We start from the raw sequence: 22,424 nt of genomic DNA, 5'->3' as shown, positions 1-22,424 counted from the left end.
ATATAGAGAGGAAGTGGAGATTTATGAAGCTCGTACTTTTGTCTGGTGGTTCCGGTAAAAGATTATGGCCGTTATCCAACGATTCCCGTTCCAAACAATTTTTGAAGGTACTGGAGAGCCCAGAAGGGATTTCGGAATCCATGGTACAGCGGGTATGGAGACAATTGGGAGACAACGGATTATCCGAATCCTCGTTTATTGCGACAGGGAGAGCGCAGGTCGAAATGATCCAGAGTCAAGTCGGATCGAATACGCGCATCATTGTTGAGCCGGAACGCAGAGATACTTTTCCTGCGATTGCGCTGACAGCGACTTATCTATATTCCATTGCGGGTGTTTCGCCTGATGAAATTATAGCTATATTGCCTGTAGATCCTTATGTAGAGGATGCTTTCTTTGCTTCCGTAGCCCAACTCGAACATACACTTCAGGAGAGTGAAGGAAAGCTTGCACTAATCGGGGTTGTCCCTTCCTATCCTTCAGAGAAATACGGTTATATTATTCCGAAAAACGATGCCACCCAAGGTAGCACAGGCTACTGCGAAGTGAGCCATTTTCAAGAGAAACCCGACCGGGAGCAGGCGGAGCGTCTAATAGAACGCAATGCTCTATGGAACTGCGGGGTTTTTGCATTCAAATTAAGCTATTTGCTGGATATTTTGGCATCAAAGGGCCTGCCGCTGAATTATGAAGAAATGCAAAAACAATATGCGTCTCTGGAAAAAATCAGCTTTGACTACGAAGTAGTCGAGAAGGAAAAAGACATCGTGGTGCTTCCGTACGATGGTTTTTGGAAGGATCTAGGAACTTGGAATACACTCACAGAAGAGATGTCTCATCAGCAAGTGGGTAGAGGGGTAGTAACGGAAGATTGCGTCAATACGAGTCTTATTAATGAGTTGGACATTCCTGTGGCGATCATTGGAACGAATGATCTGATTGTAGCCGCTAGCCCAGATGGCATTCTTGTGACCAATAAGGCAGAAAGTCCACGCATCAAGGAAGTGCTCAAGGCTCATGATCAGCGTCCAATGTATGAAGAACGTCGTTGGGGACAGTATCGGGTTGTAGACTATGTAAAGTATGACGAGGGTAATGAGGTACTGACCAAACGAATCCGCGTACACAAAGGTAAAAATATCAGCTACCAGCTTCACTTCAAACGAAGTGAAATCTGGACCATTATTAGCGGCGAAGCGGAAATTATTTTGAATGAGAAGCTACATAAAGTGAAGGCCGGTGACGTAGTTCGCATCCCTGAAGGGACGAAGCATAGCATTTTGGCTGTAACCGATGTGGATTTGATTGAAGTTCAGACTGGCTCTGAGTTGGTTGAAGAGGATATTGTACGCTTTTGTATGGATTGGAATGAAATTTCTCGTCATCAATTTATCTCGTAATTATTTGCGTAAAAACGTAAAAAAGAAGATTTGATGAAAAATAATGGCCCAAACTGTCGAAATTGGGCGAAAACCTGTAAATTCATGAACATGACCTATTAAATTTTGGTAAAAAAAAGTCGATACTTAGGGTAAGAAGGAATCCAAACTCCTTCCAACGATAAACGCAGCCCTGTCGAAAGACTGGTACGCAAAGCTAAAGGGCCTTCCCGTAAGGATGGCAGCCTGGCTACCGAAAGGAAGAGCTAAAGTGAGATTCAATTTTATTCCTCTGTATCGACTGATACGTCATGTACTCCCCGTTGTTATACTTTTTTCTTTGTTTCCCGTCGGCTTTGGTGATTCTCTGTCTGTGGTGAATGCCGCTTCATTACAACCTGTTAATTCGGACGCTTCTACTCAGGCCCGTGAACTATACAATTATTTACTCAGCATCTCTGGAAAGAAAACAGTCACTGGTCAGCATGATTATCTGGAAAGTCCAGATGAATTAAGCAACAAGGTCCAAAAAATCAGCCAGGCGTATGTGGGTCTGCACGGCTATGAGATGGGAGCCATCTCTGGTCAATCCGACACTACAGAAGCAGCACAACGTAAAAATGTCGTCGATAGCGCTATTCGTTGGAGCAGAGCTGGTGGCATTGTGACGATGACTTTTCATGAAGCGTTGCCGGGTAGACCGCTGACTTGGGCCAATGTGCAGGCGAAAGTAAGTCAGGCGGAGTTCAATAAATACGTGACACCAGGCACTACGCAGTATAACCTCTTCATTGCCGATCTGGATAAGGTCGCTGTATCGTTAAAGCAGCTTCGTGATGCAGGTGTTCCAGTATTGTGGAGACCTTATCATGAAATGAATGGTGACTGGTTCTGGTGGGGAAACAAAAACAATTTCAATCAGCTATGGAATATCATGTACGACCGTTTTGTAAACACGCATCAGTTGAACAATCTGCTGTGGGTGTGGAGTCCCAATGCTCCCAATTCCTACACTGTCCCGTATACCCCGAAATATCCGGGGGATGACAAAGTGGATATTTTGGCAGTAGACATCTACAACAATGATTTTAAGCAAAGTCATTATGAAGGACTGCTCGGGTTGGCACGGAATAAGCCGATTGCCATTGGCGAGCATGGTGAGATGCCTAGCTCTGAGGTGCTGCAGGCACAGCCCAAATGGGTGTATTCCATGACTTGGGGCAAGATGCTGACTGAGAATAACACAACCAATCAAATACAGGATTATATGAACGATTCGAGGAGTTTGACACGGGATGATGTGAAAAATGGGCTGGCAGCAATCCAACAACCTGGGGCAGATGTGCCGACTTTACCGGATGAGGGACAAAGTGAGCCTATCCCGGTTCCGCCAGTAGTAATCGTACCCCCAGCTCCGACTCCTCCTTCTGTTCCTGATGTAGTATATGTGAACGGGCTGCGGGGCGAATATTTTAACAATATGAATGTGAACGGCAGTCCTGTTTTGATCCGTACAGACAGCAAGCTGGATTATAACTGGCGCGCCGTTGCTGCTGATCCCAAGGTAAATGCCGACCAGTTCTCGGTTCGCTGGACAGGTAAAATCAAACCACAATACAGCGAGACCTATACATTTACAACTATATCCGATGATGGTATTCGCGTATGGGTAGACGGCAAGCTGGTGATTGACAGTTGGTTCAAACAAAGCTGGACAGAGCGTAAAGGCAGTATTGCTTTGGAAGCAGGTAAAATGGTAGATCTAAAAGTGGAATACTATGATGAAAAAGGCGATGCGATGGCTCGTCTGATGTGGGAAAGTCAGCATGAAGCGAAAGCGGTGGTTCCCGGAAACGCTTTGTTTCTTCCTTGATAGATACTCTTTCCCGGTCATAAATTTTGAGGAGAGAGGGTGTATCATATGATGAAAAAATGGTTGACCCATAGGTATACGGTCGTATTATCCGGATTACTAGGTGTCGCAGCTCTAGCCATGATCGCTTGGTTTATATACACGCCTTCAAAAAGTGCAGAATTGCAGACGGATAAGGTAGCGGCGGCCAGTCCAGTATGGAAGCTGGGCCAGAGGGATGACTCTTCAGCGGAATTTAAAGGAGTAGTCGGTAGGGATAATATCGAAATTTCTGCAGCAGCAGCTTCTACTGAATCCTCTGCTAAAGGAACATTCTCGGCGTTGTCGGAAGCAGAGAGTACAACAGTTCCGGTATTGCTCAGCAGTGGTGATATTCCTCCAGGTTTGAATGCATCCACGAATCCAGAACTGTCACTTCAGTATAAACTGAATCAGGTTCCTCCCAATGGTATGATATTCCGTGTTCGGATTTTGGATGCGGGCAAAGCGGTGCCGCAGATGGCAGTCTTTTCAAATCATCAGCTGTCCGGAATTATTCAGATTGCCGGGGTATCCGGTACTGGGAGTACCTATAACTTCAAAAATAACTACGAGCTGTATATCCCCAAAGAACAATTGCAAAGTGGTGTTAACGTACTCAAGCTAAAGACAGCGCGCTGCCTATACTGCTCCTCTGCAGAAGATAAAAATGTGTGGTGGACTTGGGATGACTTGAGCTTGGAGACGTTAGCTTCCCCTGCGGCCGAACCAGTACATGGGAAATATATACTGACCGGTACGAATGTGAATAATAAAGAATTTTATTATGATCAGGGTGCAGTTAAGCATCTACCTTACGTTCTCAAATGGCTGGGAATTGCTTATAGTGGCAACGTCATGAGGGTAACTTGTGCCAGTAATGTAGGCAAGGCATGCACAGATGTGGATGATTACTATCAAACGTTAAAGCAGTATAATATGCAATCGTCTGCTTTGTATCTATACACAGGTGATATCAAGCTGCAAAAAGATGGTACTCTGCCAGAGACGGCCAAGCAAAAGTTGCGTGATTATGTAAAAAAATACGGTTCATACCTTCAATATTATGAAGTAGATAACGAACCTGGATTGTTTAACCGTTCCAAGGCGGTAGACCTGGCTGTGGCTAAGTGGTTGAATACGGAAGGCAAGCAATTGGCACCGCATCTCAAAACCGTAGCGCCGGGTTGGGCCTACTGGCCGACATACTCTACCAAGGCGTGCAAAAATCAAACCGGAGGTACGCAAAAATGCGGTGATCCGGATGGATGGGAACGGGACCCGGCGCAGCGTAAACAGCTGGAAGAAGTCACCGACCTGACCAACGGACATGCCTACGGTGAATCGTATAATGAAGAGGGCGGGGGCAGCTTCGTTCAGAATTTGAAAACCTTCGGTGGTTCGAGCAACGGACTAGCGAAAAAGATGCTAAACACGGAGTTTGGTACTAACGATACGCATCGAGACAATCCTGATTACGGGGCTAGTCAGCCACAAGCAGCTGCATTCGATCGGATTATGCGATCGCAAATCGGGTTTGCCGATATGTTTATCCAGCACGCTGCTTTTTATAAGGATTATACGCTGTTTAAAACGGGCTTTGATCTGCAAAGTCACAACCCGGCTAACACGGAAATTTATCCGTTTGGGCAAGGACAGGACACTCGCGTTAAGATCATGAGACGCTTGAGTCTAGCGTATGCTACGCATGGTAAACCGCTGACTTATACCATACTGAATCCAGAGGAGACGAAGGATAAGATGGTCTATGTTCGCGCGGTGGATACATCCAAGCTTAAACCACTGGCAGGTAGCGGCGCTACCTCGAACAAATTGCTGGTGAACCTAGTGAATTTTGAATCCACAACGCAGACCGTTCGTGTGCGGGTAACGATGCCGAAAGCTGGCTTGTACACGGGGGAACGTTTCGGAGCGGGTTCCACCTACTCTCAGGCGCAGCGATCCATATCAGGGCTCAAGGCTTCTCCTGCCCTTGATTTCGAAGAAAAGCTGGGGCCTGGCGAATCGGTACAATATATTTTGGAATTAAAAAGCACAGATCAGGCCGCAGCCTCTGCTCCAACAGAGGTCAAAGCCGCCTCTATTCAAGATGGAGCGGTGAAGATTAATTGGCTTCAAGCAGAAGGCGTAACTTCCTATGATGTGCTGCGTGCTGACCGGACAGACGGTGCCTATCAGGTGATTGCCTCGCAAGTAGAAGGAAGCGCGTATACGGACCGCACCGTAAAAGCTGGAAGTCATTATGTCTACAAAGTCCGAGCGACCGGAGGTACTCAGGTTTCTCAGGCAGCCGAGGTTGCTTAGTTACACCGGAATGCATATAGGACCTTACCTCATGAATATCTAACATCATTCCGAAAGAAAGCAAAAAAGAACCTATCAGGAGAAAATAGGACCTGACAGGTTCTTTTTTATTTGTAAATCGTTCTGAATTGCCAATACTTTACGTATAATGGAGAAAAAAATAAGAAAATCCTTTTATATTCTCGTCATAAGACGACAACATTGCAGGTATGTATTCATATATAATAGTTTTGTTCATGACTATACATACATGGTTTGTAGGGAATTTCTTTCCGGTGACCAAGACTAATAAAGTGAGGTTAGTGCTGAATGAACAAGGAAACAGAATTAGGGGGGAATGGCCCTCTTCTTCGAGACAACGCACGGAAAGCAGGCAAAGCAGCCATCCACTTGGACATCCGGAACATTTTGCTCCAATGTGGGATCACGACACCAGAATGGCTGGAGGGCGATGCTGATAGAACGAAGTACCGGAAAGACAAGCGCGTGTAATTTTCAGTTGCTGATCCTACTTGAGCAAAACATCAAGCAGCGGCGCGTTCCTTATTCCATCATTCGTTCCATTCGAACAAACGCGATAAAACGTTTGGCTTCTTCCTCAGACAAGGTGCGTCCGTCAATCGTCAGGTTAAAACGTTGCAGGATATTCTCGTCGGACAGTTCAAGCTGATCCACAAATTCCCTCACATCTGAATCCAATATTGCTGTCGGGTGGCTCGTACGTCCCACCAAATAATCGATGGTTACCTCGAAAATATCAGCGAGCTTGGTCAGGGTCTCAAAGTCTGGCTTGCGTCTATTTTTTTCATAGTGAGAAAGAGCCGCCCGCGTAATTCCGAGGGATTGCGCTAATTCCTCTTGTTTTAGTCCCTTATGTTCTCGTAATTCAGCGATGCGGGTTCCATAATTCATCTATTTTTCCTCCTGAAGGCAAGGTTAAGAGAGGTAAGAAAAGCAATTTTGCGCTTGACAAGATACAATTTGTATCATAAATTAATTATGCAAGTTACATAACGTATCTATATTTCATAGTTTTCACTGATATCTTCATTTATATACCCTTAAGAGGCCAACGATGATTGAGCATTTTGTGCTTATTCGCTGGCTAGACCTTCTATGCGCTATTATACAACATTCTACTATAGATTAGAGGGTCATGCATCGTTCTTTTCCCCGTCATGCAGAGGATCAGTACAAGCGTTATTCCATCGAAAACAAGTCAATCAGGGAGGACTGGTCTTGTGCAGTTGAAAGAGTACATCCGTTTGATTCGCAAAAAAATGTGGTTAATTGGTAGCATTGTACTGCTGGTGTGTACTGTAGTAGGCATAAAAAATGTATATTTTACCCCGCAAGTTTATGAAGCTACCGCCAAGCTCATTATTAATCAGACGCCACGACCGGACCGTGCAGGTGTCGTCGATTACAGTGTGGTGCAAACCAACATAGCCTTAACGAACTCCTATAAGCAAATTATGATCTCCTCGGCGATTATGGATCAGGTGGTCGCCAGCTTCCCCGATCTTAAGGTTACTCCGTCAGCTTTGGCGCAAAAATTAAGAGTAAACACCGCAGGTGATTCACAGGTCATGGATGTTACAGTCCGCGACTTATCGTATACGAAGGCTGTGAAAACCGTCAATGCGGTAGCCAAAGTATTCAAACGGCAAATCCCCTCTATCATGAAAATGGACAATGTCACCATCCTAAGCGAAGCCAGCCTGAATGATCCAGCAGTTCCCGTGAACAATAATCCCGCTATACAGATTTTTATTGCTTTTGCCATTTCTTTATTGCTGGGAATAGGCTTGGCGTTTTTGCTGGAGGTATTGGATGATACATTTAAAAATGAGGAAGATATTGAAAAAGAACTTGGTCTGCCTACCTTATCCCTGATTACAAAAATGAAAAAAGAAGATAGACGCTCTGACAGCTCTACTACAACTCCTAAACAGGTAGGTGAGGGACAATATGCCGCGATTAATCAATAATCAGCTCGTTACATCCTTGCATGCTCAGTCTTCCGTGTCGGAGGAGTACCGCATGCTCCGCACTAACATCCAGTTTTCTTCTATAGACGAGCCGATTGAGGTGATGATGGTGGCGTCCGCTCAGGCGGGTGAAGGCAGAACAGTCACGATTAGCAATTTGGCTGTAACCTATGCGCAAGAGGGAAAAAAGGTGCTGGTTATGGACATGGATTTGCGTCGGTCCTCCTTGCATCATATGTTTGGTTTGCGCAATCATACAGGGCTGACACGGGTACTTGCCAATCAACAGACATGGCAGGATGTGGTTCAGGAAACCGGGATTGATCATCTGCATGCGATCACGGCTGGACCGAATCCACCCAATCCGTCCGAGATGCTCAGTTCCCGTAGAATGAAGGCTCTACTGGTTGAGCTCAAAGAACATTATGATGTGATTCTGATGGATACGCCACCCCTGCTGTCTTTTCCGGATGGCCTCATTGTAAGTGCCATGTGTGATGGTGTCATTTTGGTAGTGCAGGCAGGGAAGGTCAAAAAGGATGTCGTTAAGAAGGCGAAGGCAAATTTGGAAAGAGTAAAGGCGCGCATTTTGGGTGTAGTGCTCAATAACGTGAAGCGCCGCGCCGAGCGTGGTATGGAGGAACGCAATCTGACATGAATAAATCGGGGGGAATAAGAGTATATAAGATTCTTTTAACAATGCATAAATAATATTTATCAATAAGGAGTGAGGTGATGAGACGTGTCTTCTTCCCGCTCGAACAAGGCCAAAGTGCTGAGCGCGTCAGTGGATGTATATCCGGTCGCTCATGGGCTTGAACGACGACAAGGATGGAGCGTATATCCGTTCGTGAAGCGAAGTATGGACATTATACTGTCTTTTATTGGAATCCTCGTACTGTGCCCGGTATTTCTGCTCGTCATTTTGTTGATCAAGCTGGAGGACCCCAAAGGAAGTGCATTATTTTATCAAATCCGTATTGGTAAACATGAGCGGCCGTTTCGCATGATCAAATTTCGTTCCATGGTGTCTGATGCCGAAGCCAGATTGTCTGCATTGCTGGTGGAAAATGAAATTGAGGGTGCGATGTTCAAAATGCGGGACGATCCTCGAATTACCCGTGTGGGTCGCTTTCTTCGCCGAACGAGCATTGACGAACTACCGCAACTCTTCAATGTACTGCGTGGGCATATGAGCCTTGTAGGGCCCAGACCCCCATTACCAAGAGAAGTCCATGATTACACTATGAGGGATAAGCTGCGTCTGACGGTTACACCGGGCTGCACCGGACTGTGGCAGATCAGCGGTCGTAATCATCTAAGCTTTGACCAGATGGTAGAACTGGATTTGGAGTACATATCTAGACGCAGTTTTCGCACGGATATGATCATCATGCTGAAAACATTCCGTGTGCTGCTGGGCTCCAAGGATGCATATTAAAGTCATTTTAACAAAGAGGGGTAGGAGAGAAGAATGGAGCTTCATTCCAACATTTATGTAGCAGGGCACAATGGACTGGTAGGTTCCGCTATTGTCCGAGCGCTTCAGAAAGCGGGATATCGTCATATTATTACTCGCACAAGCCGTGAACTGGATCTGCGCAATAAAGAGGCCGTAGATCATTTTTTTGATACAGAGCCCGTGGATTATGTATTTCTGGCAGCAGCCAAGGTGGGCGGAATTTTGGCCAATAACGAATATCCGGCTGATTTTATCCGTGACAATCTGCTTATACAAACAAATGTGATTGATGCGGCATACCGGAAGAATGTAAGCAAGCTGTTATTCCTAGGCTCTACATGTATCTATCCCAAATTTGCTCCACAGCCGTTGCGAGAAGAATATCTGCTTACAGGTGAGCTTGAGCCTACCAACGAGGCCTATGCGGTTGCTAAAATTGCCGGGATCACAATGTGTCAGTCCTACAACCGTCAGTATGGAACCCGTTTTATTTCGGTGATGCCTACGAATTTATATGGTCCGGGCGACAATTTTGATCTCCAAACCTCTCATGTGCTACCTGCGCTGATCCGCAAGTTTCATGAGGCTAAGCTGAATCAATCTCCGACTGTAGAAGTATGGGGCTCCGGTACGCCTCGGCGAGAATTTCTTCATTCGGATGATTTGGCTGATGCCTGTCTATTCCTGATGAATAACTATGAGGGAAATGAGATTGTAAATATTGGTGTGGGTGAGGATATTTCCATCCGTGAGCTAGCTGAACGAGTCAAAAATGTAGTCGGCTATGAGGGCGAAATTACTTTTAATACTTCCGTTCCTGACGGAACGCCGCGCAAGTTGGTAGATGTATCTCGGATTTCCGGGCTGGGCTGGTCGGCGCGTATTTCACTAGAAGAAGGATTAAGGTCTGTATACCAGGCATTTCAAGGTCTGGATCTGGTTGAACAATAAATAACGGTGGGGGAATTGGAATGAAAAAAGCGCTGATCACTGGGATTACCGGACAAGACGGGTCTTATCTGGCTGAGTTGCTGCTGTCCAAGGATTACGAGGTGTACGGGGTGCGCAGACGAACCAGCACACCGAACTTTGAAAATGTAGCGCATATCCAGAATGACATTCACTGGCTTTCTGGTGATATGACCGATCTGGCTTCGCTGATCGAAGCCGTCCGTCAGTCCAACCCGGATGAGGTCTACAACTTGGCTGCTCAATCCTTTGTAGCGGCCTCATGGCCGCAGCCCTTGGCTACAGGGCAAATTACAGCATTATCTGTCACCAATATGCTGGAGGCGGTTCGAATTGCCAAGCCGGAGGCGCGCTTTTATCAGGCTTCAAGCAGCGAGATGTTCGGTAAGGTACTGGAGACGCCGCAGACAGAAATGACCCCGTTTTACCCACGTAGTCCTTATGGTGTCGCCAAGGTGTACGGCCATTGGATTACAGTCAACTACCGCGAAAGCTTTGATATGTTTGCTTGCTCCGGTATTTTGTTCAATCACGAATCGCCCCGCCGAGGGTTGGAGTTTGTAACACGCAAAGTGTCGGATGCAGTAGCTCGTATCAAGCTGGGATTGCAGCAGGAGCTGCGTATGGGGAATTTGGATTCCCTGCGAGACTGGGGTTTTGCAGGGGATTATGTAAAGGCGATGTGGCTGATGCTTCAGCAGGATCGACCAGATGATTACGTGATTTCCACGGGAGAAATGCATTCTGTGCGTGAACTGCTGCAAATTGCTTTTTCTCATGTAGGTTTAAATTACGAGGATTACGTCGTGATTGATCCGCAATTTGTTCGACCGGCAGAGGTAGATCTATTGCTTGGCGATTGTGCCAAGGCGAAGGAAAAGCTGGGCTGGCGATTGGAAGTCGGCTTCGAGCAGCTTGTTCGTATGATGGTGGATGCAGACTTGGAGCGTGTAAAAAGGCAGGCTGCAGTCGAAGCTTCTGTCGTCGTGTAAGAGGTGGAGAGGCCACCCGCCTGGCCGGGGGGTCTCTTCGTTGTACATGATTTCAGCTGTATGACAGCTCAACAGATCATAAAGCAATGCTTAAGGTCATTTTTCAAGATGGAGTAGAACATATGACATTAGTCAAGAAACGTGCCAAACCGCGCAGAAGTTTGCTGGTGAATACATCCTGGCTGTTCGGTGACAAAATGATTCGCATGGTATTCGGGCTGGCGGTTAGCATCATCATGGCGAGAGTGTTGGGACCAGAGGAACTGGGAAAATGGAATTATGCGGAATCCTTTTTCGGGATGTTCCTGATTTTCACGACCCTTGGCTTTGATTCTATATTAGTACGCGATCTTGTCAAACACCCTAAGGATGAGCACGAGCTATTGGGTACGGCGGTTCTGCTGAAGTTGTTAGGTACTTTGGTAGCCATTGTACTGTCCTATTCCTTTATTTCACTGCTCAGACCGGAAGACAGCTCAGTACGGTTAATTAATCTGATTCTGGCTACGGCCTCGGTCTTTCAGTTGTTTGATATTATCGACTACTGGTTTCGTGCGCAGATGTTGTCCAAATATACGGTTGTTGCCAAGAACACCGCCTTTGTCCTCGGTTCCACCGTCAAAATCATATTATTGTTGTCCGGTATTCCAATCTGGGCAGTGGCGTTGTGTGCTCATGGAGAGTTTCTGCTCGGAAGCCTGCTGCTGCTGTATTTCTTCCATAAGGAAGGACGGCGTGTGAACAAGTGGACGTTCCGCTTCACAACTGCTCGGCGAATCATGAATCACAGCTGGCCGCTTATTTTGTCCTCCTCCGCTGTATATGTACAGGCACGGATTGATCAGGTCATTATCGGTGAATTGTTGGGAAACGAAGCAGTCGGGCATTACTCCGTTGCACTCCGACTCATCGAGGTGCTGGGCTTTATCCCGGTCGTGCTAACGACAGCCTATGCCCCGGTGGTGACGCGTTCCAAGCAGAAAGGAAGCGACGAATACAGACGGACGTTGTCTAACGTGTATCGGCTGATGTTTATATGCTTTCTTGTGACATCAGTCCCCTTATTTTTTCTATCCCAATGGGTAGTAGTTGTGCTGTATGGGAGAGAGTTTGCTGAAGCAGGCTCGCTGTTGTCATTGTTTGCCATTCGTCTATTTTTCACCAACTTTAGTGTCGCCAAAAGCTTGTTTATCACCAATGAAAATTTGTTCAAATACACGTTGCTGACCTCGGTAATAGGTGCGGTTACGAATATCGCCTTCAATTACGCGCTGATCCCATGGCTTGGGGTTCGAGGGTCCTTAGTGGCGACGATATTGTCCTTTACGATATCTGTATTTCTAATGGATTTGTTATTTAAGGAAGTCAAAGCCAATTTGGGTTGGATGATGAAGTCAATCCTGACCTTCTGGCATGTTCATATTACAGTACCGAAAGTTGGAGAGAACAATCATGATACCGATTAAACCGTTTGTTCGGCATGAGGGACAGTGCCCGCATTGTGGAGACACGTTACATGGTGGAGAGGTGCTGTGGCAGGGAATCCACGTATGTGTCAGTACTAAGTGTGAGGGTTGCGGACGTGAATATCTTGAGGATATGAGGGTCGGTCATGCGACGTATTCACCTTATCGTGTAGAAATGCCTGACTATATCCTGACCGGTGATGCGAAGTCAAGAAAATGGCTCGGAGAGCCTTTGCGGCAATCCTTGATGAATCCTTCCTATGATTTAGCAGTCGGTATGACCGTGCATAAAAAGAAAGCTTCTTCGCGTGTAATTATTGTCAACACCATAGATTATTTATATGGTCATGCGTTGCTTAAGCTGCTGAATGTTCAGCGCGAATACGAGCAATCACCGGAAGTGGGGATCATCGTTATTGTGCAAAAGTCGCTGGAGTGGATGGTGCCGGCATATGTGTCTGAAATTTGGACGGTCGATGTGCCGTTCAGCAAGGCACGAAACTTTTATCCTCTGCTACATCATCGGATGATTGAGGAATTGATACGTTTTGATGAGGTGTATGTCAGCCCGGCATATTCACATCCCAGCCAGTTTGAAATTGAGCAATTTACAGGGGTCTCCCGTTATGACGAGGAGCGTGAGTTGAAGCCACGCATTACCTTTGTATGGAGGGAAGACCGCTTGTGGAGCGGCAGCCATCATATTGCCAGAGCGGTACAAAAATTCCCACAGCTCAAACGTGGCCTGAAACCGCTAATTTATCATCAACGCAGCAAAATCATTGGACTGTTCCGCAGACTGAGAGAAAGCTTCCCTGATCATCGTTTTACAGTTGCGGGACTTGGACGCACGGGAAGCTTCCCGGCATGGATTTCTGACGAGCGTGTCTCACGCTTTGATCGGGATAGTGAAATGCGGGTATGTGAGGTGTACGCAGCCAGCCGATTAGTCATTGGCATTCACGGCTCCAATATGCTGCTGCCTTCTGCACATGCAGGTATGACGATTGATTTGATGCCTAAGGACCGATGGGGCAATTATGCCCAGGACATTTTATTTCACGAAACGGATCATCGGCTTACAGCCTACAAATATCGCTTTGTACCGATGGAATCGAGCGTGACTTTGGTAGCGGATATGGCAGTAGCCCAGCTTAAAGGGGCAGACCATTTTAATATGCAGATGATGGAGGAAAGACAGCGGCAAGGGGAACATTCAAGTTGGAGGGGAAAGGCCGCTACGGGACGGGTTTGATCTTCCGATCGCTGACGCTTCTCCAGATTCAAACCCTTACCCTCCGCTATCCACCGCCGCCCAAAAGAATTTCCCCCAGCCTATAAGGTGGGGGAGGTAAGAGCCGCCTGGCGATAGCTGCGCCCTATCGCCGCGAACTTCACACCGAGCATGCAACCGGTGTAATTAATGCTCTGCTTAGTTCTCTCTCAAGGCGAAAGAACTTGGTGAATAGTAATCACGGCAAGCGACAGTCAAGCCTAGTTAAAGCATCTTGCTCAGCTTAGCGGTAGTATAGCCATGCTTGCTTGTGAGCGTGCCATAACGTGCCAAGCTTACAAGTTGTTTGACGAAACAACGCCCTGTATGTATTCGCACGCGTACATCGCGCAGCGATGGCACTTTATGCCCAGCATCCCCTTTTTTAAGATGGGTGACTTTATGGAAACGGGGCTCAGCAGCGGAGTGGATGGAATCGTTCTGAAGAAGCGATAGCGTTCGCCTTTATCCCCGGATTTTAACCTTTAAAGGGGTATATAAATCAGATGAAATCCGGAGGTAACAGCGATCGGAAGAATGATCCATCCACGCAGCGGGCTCTAAACCCCGCATGCCATAACTCACCCAATATGAAATGGCAGGAGTACTGATGATGATTCCAAAAATATTGTATCTTCGCAACTTTGCCAGCAAGGTGAATGGAGCCTCATACAATTTGCAGGAAGTCGGCTTGGGTAAAGCGCTCGTCCGTAAAGGCTACGATTGCGATATTGTTTACTACAATGATCGTAAGGAGACCCATCTGGAACAGGTCTACCGCCACGCAGGCTGCACCTTGCGCATAATCTGGCTGCACGGGTTCAAGTTCTTAAGCAACAGTATCTACAGGGATGTTCTCAAAGATTCTTTTCTGGCAGCTTATGATCTGGTCATTACTACAGAATACAACCAGATCATGACCTACCTGCTTTCCCGTAAATGTCCCGATAAGCTGGCGCTGTATCACGGTCCATACCGAGATAATACGCATGCGCTGATCCGCAAACTGTACGATGTTATGCTGCTGCCTAAGGTGACAAAGTCTCTACGCCGAACCTATGTCAAATCCGATCTTGCCAAGCGCTATCTGGAGAATAAAGGCTTTGACAACGTGATAACGATTGGGGTCGGACTGGATCGCAGCAATGTAGAGAGAGGATTCAACAGTGACGACAACAGTGGAGCGCGCGAGGAAAACCGTGAGGTTGCGAATGAGCTGCGTCGGATCGGAGATCGCCCGGTGCTGCTGTATGTCGGTGTGCTGGAGGAACGGAGAAATATACGTTTTATGCTGAGTACGTTCAAAAGAGTACTCCAAAAGCATCCTGGCTGCCTTTTGTTAATGGTTGGGAATGGACGGAAGATAGATACGGATCGTTATTGGGCTTATGCTCAGCAACTGGGGTTGACGGATAGAATTATACATTTTCCAAGAGTGGAGCAACGTCATCTGTGGCAGATTTACGGAGCAGCGGATGTGATGCTGTTTCCGACCCAATACGATATTTTTGGCATGGTACTGCTGGAAAGCATGTTGTTCCGCGTCCCGATTATTTCTTCGGTGAACGGTGGCTCGGTTACCTTGATTGAGGACGGAGTAAGCGGAGTGATGCTGAGAAGCTTTTCGGAAGAGGAATGGGCTGGCCGTATAGGCACGTTGCTGGAGGATGCTGAGCTTAGACAAAGCCTAGCCGAGAAAGCATTTCTTACGATCGAGCGTATGTCGTGGGATCGGATTGCAGATGAAATCGTAAGCCAGCAACGGATCAAACCCATGAGCTCCAATCACGCTAGGCAATCAACACAGGAAAGTGGGGCGGCCACGTGAGTCAACAGGTTAGCAGACGAATGATCCCGCCTGTAAGCAAAGTACTGATCATCCATAACTTTTATCAGCAAAGTGGGGGAGAAGACAAGGTTGTCGAGCAGGAATCGGCTATGCTGCGTTCCAGAGGAATAGAGACGGAGCATTACTATGTGCATAACGACAGCATTCAAAGCAAAGGATTGGCCAACATGGCAAAGCTGGCGGTAGAGGCAACCTGGTCCTTCCCAGAATTCAAAAGGATCAAAGAGCTGCTTTTGCGAGTGAAACCGGATGTGGTACATGTGCACAATTTTTTCCCGGTCATATCCCCTTCGGTCTATCATGCCTGTGAACGGCTGGGGATTCCGGTTGTCCAGACCCTGCATAATTACAGGCTGATCTGTCCGGCGGCAACCTTTATGCGAGGGAATGAAGTTTGTGAAAAATGCCTGCACGGCACGCTGTTGCACTCCATCCGTCATGGATGTTACCGAGGCTCGCAGCTGCAGACGATTCCGGTGGCGGCGATGATTAAGTTCAACGAGCTGATCGGCACATGGCAGCACAAGGTAAGTCGCTATATTGCGCTGACGGAGTTTGCACGGGACAAATTTGCCGAAAGCGGCATTCCGCTGGACCGCATCGCAGTAAAACCGAATTTTGTCCATCATCAAACGGTGAAAGCCAAGTATGATCCCAATGATCGTTATTTGTTGTTCGTGGGGCGGATTTCAGCTGAAAAAGGGGTTCGCAATCTACTGCAAGCCTGGTCACAGCTGGAAGATCGGGGCGGATTGAGACTGGTCATCATTGGAGATGGTCCAGAAAAGGCTGAACTGGCGGCTGCTCATCAGCAGGAAGATATTCGGTTTCTCGGCAAGCAAGATGGAGACACGGTGCTGGACTGCATGAGCCGGGCCATGTATGTGATGGTGCCTTCTATTTGGTATGAAGGTTTTCCGATGACGATTGTAGAGTCCTATTCCGTGGGAACGCCGGTATTGTGCAGCCGAATCGGCGCATTGGAGGAAATTGTGGAGGACGGGGTGACGGGTTTCCATTTTCAACATGATGATCTGGAAAATATAAAGACCGTGATTCGCCGTGCAGTAGCCTATGAGAACTATGCAGCTATGAGACAGAAGGTGGCGCAAAACTATGCTGCACACTATACGGAAGAAGTGAATGTGAAGCAACTGCTAGCGATATATAGCGAGGCCATGGAGGAATGTGATTATGAAGCAGCTGCCCCAGTGTAGAGTCGGAAGGATTGCGAGCACAGATGTTGCAGCGCTGACGTTTCAGGAGACGGTACATACGCTGGAACAATGGGCAGTCGGACGAAAGGACAGCTATGTATGTATTTGCAACACTCATTCCATTGTCACGGCCGGGGATCTTCCCGAATTCCACGAAGCGCTCACTCAGGCTGATTTGTGTACTCCAGACGGTATGCCACTGGTTTGGGCACTCAAGCTGTACGGATTCGAGCGTCAGGATCGAGTAGATGGCCCCAGTTTGATGCTCAAGTTGTGTGAACGTGCGCCACAGACGGAGGTGAGCGTATATTTTTACGGCAGTACGCCGGATACGCTGGATAGCTTAAAAGACAGGATAAGACAGGATTACCCTGGAATTCGTATCGCGGGCAGCTTTTCACCGCCATTTCGTGAACTTCAGCCAGATGAGGAGAAGCGGATCATTGAGGAAATCAATGCCTCAGGTGCGCATATCATATTCGTCAGTCTGGGCTGCCCCAAGCAGGAAGTCTGGATGCATCGCAACAAAGATCGTATCCGAGGCGTGATGATTGGAGTAGGGGCTGCCTTTGACTATATTACAGGCAAGGTTCGTAGGCCACCGCTAATGATACAAAGATTGGGACTGGAATGGCTGTACCGTCTGATCTGTGAGCCAAAGCGTTTGTGGAAGAGGTATGCCTATAACAATCCAATGTATATCTATCGTTTTCTCAAATCCTATCGACTTAATAAAAGGCTCACGCTCTATCATAATCGGCATACAGGGAGAGGCATAGAGAAGTAAAGCGGGGCAAAAGTACAGTGAAATAAGACAGCATGTAAAAAGGGGGAATTGCTTTGAAGCTATGTGTAATAGGTGCCGGGTATGTCGGACTGGTGTCAGGGGTCTGTTTTGCCGCGCTTGGCAATACCGTCGTCTGTATCGATCAGAATGAAGATAAAATTCGGCAGTTGCGTGCAGGAGGGGTACCGATTTATGAACCAGGCTTAAAGGCTCTAATTAAAGATAATGTGGAGCAGGGACGGTTGAGCTTTACAACAGATACCGCAGCTTCGGTGCAGGCAGCTGATATTGTTATTTTGGCGGTAGGTACGCCTTCATTGCCGAGTGGTGAAGCCAACTTGTCCTATATTGAAGAAGCAGCGTGCGAGGTGGCAGCTGCCATGAATGGCTACAAGATCATTGTTACCAAAAGCACGGTTCCTGTCGGAACGAACGAGCGTATTCAAAATTGGATTGCTAGTCGCACGAACTATCCTTTTGGTGTTGCTTCGGTTCCTGAATTTTTACGAGAAGGCTCGGCGGTCATGGATACCCTACAGCCAGATCGAATCGTCATTGGAGCTTCCGATCCGCATGTATCCGCAGTACTAACTACTCTGCATGAGCCGCTGACCACGAATATCTTAACCACGGATATCCATTCGGCCGAGATGATCAAGTACGCGTCGAATGCTTTTTTGGCGACCAAAATTTCGTTTATTAATGAGATTGCAAATATTTGTGAAAAGGTGGGTGCAGACGTTACACGCGTGGCACACGGTATGGGGCTGGATCAGCGGATCGGTTCCTCCTTTTTGTCTGCTGGCATCGGTTATGGTGGTTCGTGTTTTCCCAAGGATACGCAGGCTTTAATTCAAATTGCAGGCAATGTGGATTATGAATTTAAGCTGCTGAAATCCGTGGTGGAGGTGAATCAGGGACAACGTTTTAACGTGATTCGCAAGCTGAAAGAGGCACTGGGTGAGCTGGAAGGGGCTACGATTGGCATATGGGGGCTGGCATTTAAACCGAACACAGATGATGTAAGAGATGCCCCGGCACTGGATATTATGCAGTCGCTGTTGGAGGCAGGGGCGCATATTCGTGCATATGACCCGATTGCTACTGCTAACTTCCGCCGATTGCTGGACAGCCCGGAAATAAAGTGGGCCGATAGCGCGCGGGAAGCAGCAGAAGGATGCGATGCATTGTGTCTTTTGACGGAATGGGAGGAGTTTGGTGAGGTCGGACTGGGTGAACTGAATGAGCTGATGAAGTATCCCATTATGATTGACGGGCGCAATGTGTATAGGGAAGAACAAATTAGACAATCTGCCTTTGCATACTATTCTGTTGGCAGACCACAGATGAACAATCTGGATATAGATCGTCATCAGTCTGTAGTGAATCCGTAAAGGGAGGCTGACTATGAAACGATGGCTGAAGATGACATTGGGGACTGTGGCGTTATTGATTGTAGGAGGTGCTGCCTATACCGTCTATGTGTATCATTCCTTTAAAACAGCGGCTGATGCGATGTATCATCCGCGCAGCATCGTGCAGCCCGGAGTGGTCTCTACCCTTGCGACAGGCGGAGCAGGGCGCTCCGCAGGAACAAACACTGGAACAAGTACACCCAATCCGGCAGCCATCTCTCAGTTTAAGCCGTTCACCGTGCTGGTGCTGGGTGTAGATCGGCGACCGCACGATCCAGGACGATCCGATACGATGATCGTTCTATCTATGAATCCCGCCAAGGGTTCGATGTTAATGTTCAACATTCCGCGTGATACACGAACAGAGTTGATCGGTAGAGGGCGTGAGGACAAAATCAATCACGCGTTTGCTTTTGGGGGCGTGGATATGTCGATCCGTACGGTAGAGCATTTTTTGAACCATCCGATAGATTACTATGTACAAATGAATATGGAAGGGTTTGCGAAAATGGTGGATCTTGTGGGGGGAGTGGAGGTCTACAATCCACTTGATTTTCAGTATGAGGGGCATCATTTTGCGCAGGGGAATTTGAACTTGAACGGAGTAGAAGCATTGGCCTATGCCCGTATGCGATTTGATGATCCGCGTGGGGATCTCGGGAGAAATGCTCGCCAGCGAGAGCTGCTCAAGCAAATTCTTGCCCAGTCCATCAGCAAGGAAGGGCTGTTGCGAGTAAAACCGATACTGGAGGCAGCGGGGGAGCAGATTCGCACAGACATTACCTTTAATGATATGACGACCTTTCTGACCCGGATCGGTCCGTCCCTTAAGCAGATGGATACCGTTGAGGTGAAGGGACATGGGAGCAAAATCAACGGCGTGTATTATTACATCGTAGATGAGCAGGAACGCCAACGTATCCATGGAGTGCTGGAGAAACATTTGGTCACCACTTCTGCATCGCCTTAGACATCCCTTATGCAGGCAAATGTCCTATAGGGAGGACCTGCTATTCTCTTCTAAACTCATCTTGTCCTACATACATCTGTAGAGTATTTGGTATAGTCCAACAGAGGGAGGGACATATGTGCTGCTTAGAAGGAGAGCGGCTTCGGCGTTCGTCCGTAAGCTACTGTATTTTGCAATCCTATGTGGATTGCTATGGCTGCTGTGGATGGGTCTGCGTGGGGTAATGTCTACGGGGGAAGGGGATCAAGCCGTAGAAGCGCTGAACGAGTTCTACACGATGGAGCAATCGGGGAATTTTGGCGGCTCCTGGGAGCTTTTTCATTCCCAAATGAAGAAGAAATTCGAGAAGTCCACGTATGTACAGCAGCGTGCGCACGTTTTTATGCAGGATATGGGGACGGATACGTTTACGTTTGAACTGGGGGAGCCGCAGGCTGAATATGACATTCGTACCGATCCGAATGGGGAAGATTTAGGGAAGGTTTACCGTATTACGGTCACTCAGCATTACAAGACCCGATTCGGTAATTTTGATATCGTACAGCCTTGTTATGTGACGCAGGAAGATGAGGAGTGGAGGGTGCTTTGGATATACAAGGAAAAGGAACAGACGTGATATGGTGTTCCCAAAGGTGTTTCTGAAAGGATAAATATGGTACAATACTTCCAAAACCGGAAATGTACAGTAAAATGGCTGACAGCTTCACTCCGGATGGAAGGAGTTTCATAGCATGCAGCAAGCGACAGGGCAGGTTCCCGTCATACGTATGGAGGGTGTGAGTAAAATCATTTCCTCAAAAGCGATCGTGGACAATCTGACACTGGAGGTTCCGGCCGGACAGGTATTTGGTTTTCTCGGACCCAACGGTGCGGGAAAAACGACCACCATTCGTATGATGGTTGGCCTGATTTCGATCAGCAAGGGTGATATTCATATTTGCGGAGACAGCATCAATACCGATTTTGAAAAGGCTGTTTCCCATGTCGGTGCGATTGTTGAGAACCCGGAGATGTACAAGTTTCTGACAGGCTATCAAAATTTGCAGCATTTTGCGCGCATGTCTCCAGGGGTGACCCAAGAGCGTATAGATGAAGCGATTCGTCTGGTGGGACTTGGAAACCGAATTCACGATAAAGTCAAAACCTACTCGCTCGGGATGCGACAGCGACTCGGAGTAGCTCAGGCGATTTTGCATCGTCCGAAGCTGCTCGTGCTGGATGAGCCGACCAATGGCTTGGACCCGCAGGGTATTCGTGAACTGCGGGATTATTTGCGTCAATTAACCCGTACGGAAGGAATTACGGTGTTTGTATCGAGTCATTTGTTGTCCGAAATGGAGCTGATGTGCGACCGCGTGGCCATTATTCAAAGCGGGCGGTTGGTAGATATCAAGCAGTTGAAGAATACAGAGGGAGAAGTGCAGACGGCGGAAATTGCTTTTGAAGTCAATGATGCCGAGCAAGCTTATACGCTTGCTGGAGCAGGGCGCGTCGAAGGCAATCAACTACTGCTTCACCTGGAGCGGGAACAGATTGCAGAGATGAACAGTCTGCTGGCTGCAAATGGAGTCAAGGTGTATGCCATTCGCCCGGTTGCCCGTACGTTGGAAGATCAATTTTTGGAAGTGACGGGAGGCGGGTCCATTGGCTGATTTCTTCAAGCTGGTACATAATGAAAATCTCAAAATCTACTTGCGTGTGCGCACATGGATCATGCTGGGGCTGCTGGCGGTCATCACCGCTGTGATTCCGATGCTGATTTCTCTAGTTTCTGATCAGGTTAGTGTGTGGGATGGCATCGCATTGACAACGTTGTTTACATTTTTCCTCAATACGACGTTTACAGTCATTGTAGCTGCTGATTCGGTGGCTGGCGAATTTACATGGGGAACGATTAAGTTGCTGCTCATCCGTCCTTGGACTCGCAGCAAAATTCTGTTGTCCAAGTATATATCGGTGATTTTGTTCAGCTTGCTTGGAACAATCGTTTTGGTCTTGATGGTTACGCTGTCCTCCTGGCTGATGTTATCGAAGGACGCACCAGCGGGCTCTGTTCCGCTGTTCAGTGATCCGATATCTTACGTAACGCTGAACTTTTTGTATAGCTATATCGCCCTATTCGTGACCATGGCTTTTGCATTTATGTTATCTGCGGTGTTTCGTTCGAGCGCCTTGGCGATTGGTTTGTCTTTGTTTATGATGTTCACCAAAACAGTGTATAACTCGATTGGTTTGTTCAGCACAGATCGTTTTGAATGGACCAAATACGTACTCTTTACGCATATGGATCTGAAAAAATATCTAGATATGCCGCCGGGTACAGTAACTTCCGATCTAACCTTTTCGCTCACCGTGCTGGCTGCTTATTATGTGGTTTTTATCGCAATTGCCTGGGTGGTTTTCGTAAAACGCGATGTTTCAACCTAAACACGTATCTC

General features: G+C 47.5%; 20 protein-coding genes and 1 riboswitch. Of the genes, 19 read left to right on the top strand and 1 reads right to left on the bottom strand.

All coding sequences use genetic code 11. From position 1 onward, the window contains the following. The first annotated feature begins 23 nt into the window (after positions 1-23). From ACXHJ2_RS17390 to ACXHJ2_RS17375, 4 genes are all read left to right on the top strand, one after another. Complete coding sequence (locus ACXHJ2_RS17390) at positions 24-1,400, top strand: sugar phosphate nucleotidyltransferase (RefSeq protein ID WP_165080450.1); 1,377 nt, start codon at positions 24-26, stop codon at positions 1,398-1,400. Positions 1,401-1,555: 155 nt separating this feature from the next. After that, positions 1,556-1,637: riboswitch (cyclic di-GMP riboswitch) on the top strand. 13 nt (positions 1,638-1,650) lie between these two features. Then, on the top strand, positions 1,651-3,252 hold the full coding sequence (locus ACXHJ2_RS17385) for a glycosyl hydrolase (protein ID WP_013369827.1): 1,602 nt from the start codon (positions 1,651-1,653) through the stop codon (positions 3,250-3,252). 48 nt (positions 3,253-3,300) lie between these two features. After that, complete coding sequence (locus ACXHJ2_RS17380) at positions 3,301-5,595, top strand: hypothetical protein (RefSeq protein ID WP_165080452.1); 2,295 nt, start codon at positions 3,301-3,303, stop codon at positions 5,593-5,595. A gap of 309 nt (positions 5,596-5,904) precedes the next feature. Next, positions 5,905-6,087 (top strand): hypothetical protein, encoded by a 183-nt coding sequence (locus ACXHJ2_RS17375; RefSeq protein ID WP_013369830.1) that lies wholly within the window; start codon positions 5,905-5,907, stop codon positions 6,085-6,087. A 51-nt stretch (positions 6,088-6,138) separates the two neighbouring features. Here the strand turns inward: ACXHJ2_RS17375 and ACXHJ2_RS17370 are convergent, their stop codons facing one another. Further along, the gene (locus ACXHJ2_RS17370) at positions 6,139-6,507 is read right to left on the bottom strand and encodes a helix-turn-helix domain-containing protein (protein ID WP_013369831.1); all 369 of its coding nucleotides are present in this window, start codon (positions 6,505-6,507) and stop codon (positions 6,139-6,141) included. A 329-nt stretch (positions 6,508-6,836) separates the two neighbouring features. Here ACXHJ2_RS17370 and ACXHJ2_RS17365 point away from each other — a divergent pair, with 329 nt between their 5' ends. The 15 genes from ACXHJ2_RS17365 to ACXHJ2_RS17295 all read left to right on the top strand — a co-directional run bounded on the left by ACXHJ2_RS17365 (position 6,837) and on the right by ACXHJ2_RS17295 (position 22,413). Then, entirely contained in the window at positions 6,837-7,586 is a 750-nt protein-coding gene (locus ACXHJ2_RS17365) for a YveK family protein (RefSeq protein ID WP_165080454.1), read from the top strand. After that, positions 7,567-8,244, top strand: coding sequence for a CpsD/CapB family tyrosine-protein kinase (locus ACXHJ2_RS17360; protein ID WP_025678062.1), 678 nt, complete (start codon positions 7,567-7,569; stop codon positions 8,242-8,244). The genes ACXHJ2_RS17365 and ACXHJ2_RS17360 overlap by 20 nt, the downstream gene beginning before the upstream one ends. Positions 8,245-8,328: 84 nt before the next feature. Beyond that, complete coding sequence (locus tag ACXHJ2_RS17355) at positions 8,329-9,027, top strand: sugar transferase (RefSeq protein ID WP_165080456.1); 699 nt, start codon at positions 8,329-8,331, stop codon at positions 9,025-9,027. Between the two features lie 33 nt (positions 9,028-9,060). After that, positions 9,061-9,999 (top strand): GDP-L-fucose synthase family protein, encoded by a 939-nt coding sequence (locus tag ACXHJ2_RS17350; RefSeq protein ID WP_064962383.1) that lies wholly within the window; start codon positions 9,061-9,063, stop codon positions 9,997-9,999. 20 nt (positions 10,000-10,019) lie between these two features. Continuing rightward, positions 10,020-11,009, top strand: a complete 990-nt coding sequence (gene gmd / locus ACXHJ2_RS17345; RefSeq protein ID WP_013369836.1) for a GDP-mannose 4,6-dehydratase — start codon at positions 10,020-10,022, stop codon at positions 11,007-11,009. 122 nt (positions 11,010-11,131) lie between these two features. Further along, positions 11,132-12,475 carry a flippase gene (locus ACXHJ2_RS17340; RefSeq protein ID WP_165080458.1) on the top strand — a complete coding sequence of 448 codons (1,344 nt, stop codon included), beginning with the start codon at positions 11,132-11,134 and terminating at the stop codon, positions 12,473-12,475. Beyond that, the gene (locus tag ACXHJ2_RS17335) at positions 12,462-13,730 is read left to right on the top strand and encodes a hypothetical protein (RefSeq protein WP_165080460.1); all 1,269 of its coding nucleotides are present in this window, start codon (positions 12,462-12,464) and stop codon (positions 13,728-13,730) included. Before ACXHJ2_RS17340 ends, ACXHJ2_RS17335 begins: the two co-directional genes overlap by 14 nt. A 631-nt stretch (positions 13,731-14,361) precedes the next feature. Continuing rightward, a complete protein-coding gene (locus ACXHJ2_RS17330; protein ID WP_165080582.1) occupies positions 14,362-15,576 on the top strand; it encodes a glycosyltransferase family 4 protein in 1,215 nt (404 codons plus the stop codon). Continuing rightward, positions 15,573-16,814 carry a glycosyltransferase family 4 protein gene (locus ACXHJ2_RS17325; protein WP_165080462.1) on the top strand — a complete coding sequence of 414 codons (1,242 nt, stop codon included), beginning with the start codon at positions 15,573-15,575 and terminating at the stop codon, positions 16,812-16,814. Before ACXHJ2_RS17330 ends, ACXHJ2_RS17325 begins: the two co-directional genes overlap by 4 nt. Next, complete coding sequence (locus ACXHJ2_RS17320) at positions 16,792-17,601, top strand: WecB/TagA/CpsF family glycosyltransferase (RefSeq protein ID WP_185156508.1); 810 nt, start codon at positions 16,792-16,794, stop codon at positions 17,599-17,601. The genes ACXHJ2_RS17325 and ACXHJ2_RS17320 overlap by 23 nt, the downstream gene beginning before the upstream one ends. Before the next feature lie 53 nt (positions 17,602-17,654). Then, a complete protein-coding gene (locus ACXHJ2_RS17315) occupies positions 17,655-18,995 on the top strand; it encodes a UDP-glucose dehydrogenase family protein (RefSeq protein ID WP_165080464.1) in 1,341 nt (446 codons plus the stop codon). 13 nt (positions 18,996-19,008) lie between these two features. After that, entirely contained in the window at positions 19,009-19,986 is a 978-nt protein-coding gene (locus ACXHJ2_RS17310) for an LCP family glycopolymer transferase (protein WP_165080466.1), read from the top strand. A 118-nt stretch (positions 19,987-20,104) separates the two neighbouring features. Further along, on the top strand, positions 20,105-20,602 hold the full coding sequence (locus tag ACXHJ2_RS17305) for a hypothetical protein (protein ID WP_013369844.1): 498 nt from the start codon (positions 20,105-20,107) through the stop codon (positions 20,600-20,602). 115 nt (positions 20,603-20,717) lie between these two features. Further along, positions 20,718-21,638, top strand: coding sequence for an ABC transporter ATP-binding protein (locus ACXHJ2_RS17300; RefSeq protein ID WP_031463077.1), 921 nt, complete (start codon positions 20,718-20,720; stop codon positions 21,636-21,638). Further along, positions 21,631-22,413 carry an ABC transporter permease gene (locus ACXHJ2_RS17295; protein WP_165080468.1) on the top strand — a complete coding sequence of 261 codons (783 nt, stop codon included), beginning with the start codon at positions 21,631-21,633 and terminating at the stop codon, positions 22,411-22,413. Before ACXHJ2_RS17300 ends, ACXHJ2_RS17295 begins: the two co-directional genes overlap by 8 nt. Positions 22,414-22,424: the final 11 nt, after the last annotated feature.

This window comes from Paenibacillus sp. ALE3, assembly GCF_054113405.1.
This window is presented reverse-complemented; position numbering and strand designations above follow the sequence as displayed.

Bases quoted from the DNA above. Each gene is read 5' to 3' on its own strand.
- ACXHJ2_RS17390 (WP_165080450.1), top strand. From the start codon at position 24: ATGAAGCTCGTACTTTTGTCTGGTGGTTCCGGTAAAAGATTATGGCCG.
- ACXHJ2_RS17380 (WP_165080452.1), top strand. From the start codon at position 3,301: ATGATGAAAAAATGGTTGACCCATAGGTATACGGTCGTATTATCCGGA.
- ACXHJ2_RS17375 (WP_013369830.1), top strand. From the start codon at position 5,905: ATGAACAAGGAAACAGAATTAGGGGGGAATGGCCCTCTTCTTCGAGAC.
- ACXHJ2_RS17370 (WP_013369831.1), bottom strand. From the start codon at position 6,507: ATGAATTATGGAACCCGCATCGCTGAATTACGAGAACATAAGGGACTA.
- ACXHJ2_RS17360 (WP_025678062.1), top strand. From the start codon at position 7,567: ATGCCGCGATTAATCAATAATCAGCTCGTTACATCCTTGCATGCTCAG.
- ACXHJ2_RS17350 (WP_064962383.1), top strand. From the start codon at position 9,061: ATGGAGCTTCATTCCAACATTTATGTAGCAGGGCACAATGGACTGGTA.
- gmd (WP_013369836.1), top strand. From the start codon at position 10,020: ATGAAAAAAGCGCTGATCACTGGGATTACCGGACAAGACGGGTCTTAT.
- ACXHJ2_RS17340 (WP_165080458.1), top strand. From the start codon at position 11,132: ATGACATTAGTCAAGAAACGTGCCAAACCGCGCAGAAGTTTGCTGGTG.
- ACXHJ2_RS17335 (WP_165080460.1), top strand. From the start codon at position 12,462: ATGATACCGATTAAACCGTTTGTTCGGCATGAGGGACAGTGCCCGCAT.
- ACXHJ2_RS17330 (WP_165080582.1), top strand. From the start codon at position 14,362: ATGATTCCAAAAATATTGTATCTTCGCAACTTTGCCAGCAAGGTGAAT.
- ACXHJ2_RS17320 (WP_185156508.1), top strand. From the start codon at position 16,792: ATGAAGCAGCTGCCCCAGTGTAGAGTCGGAAGGATTGCGAGCACAGAT.
- ACXHJ2_RS17310 (WP_165080466.1), top strand. From the start codon at position 19,009: ATGAAACGATGGCTGAAGATGACATTGGGGACTGTGGCGTTATTGATT.
- ACXHJ2_RS17300 (WP_031463077.1), top strand. From the start codon at position 20,718: ATGCAGCAAGCGACAGGGCAGGTTCCCGTCATACGTATGGAGGGTGTG.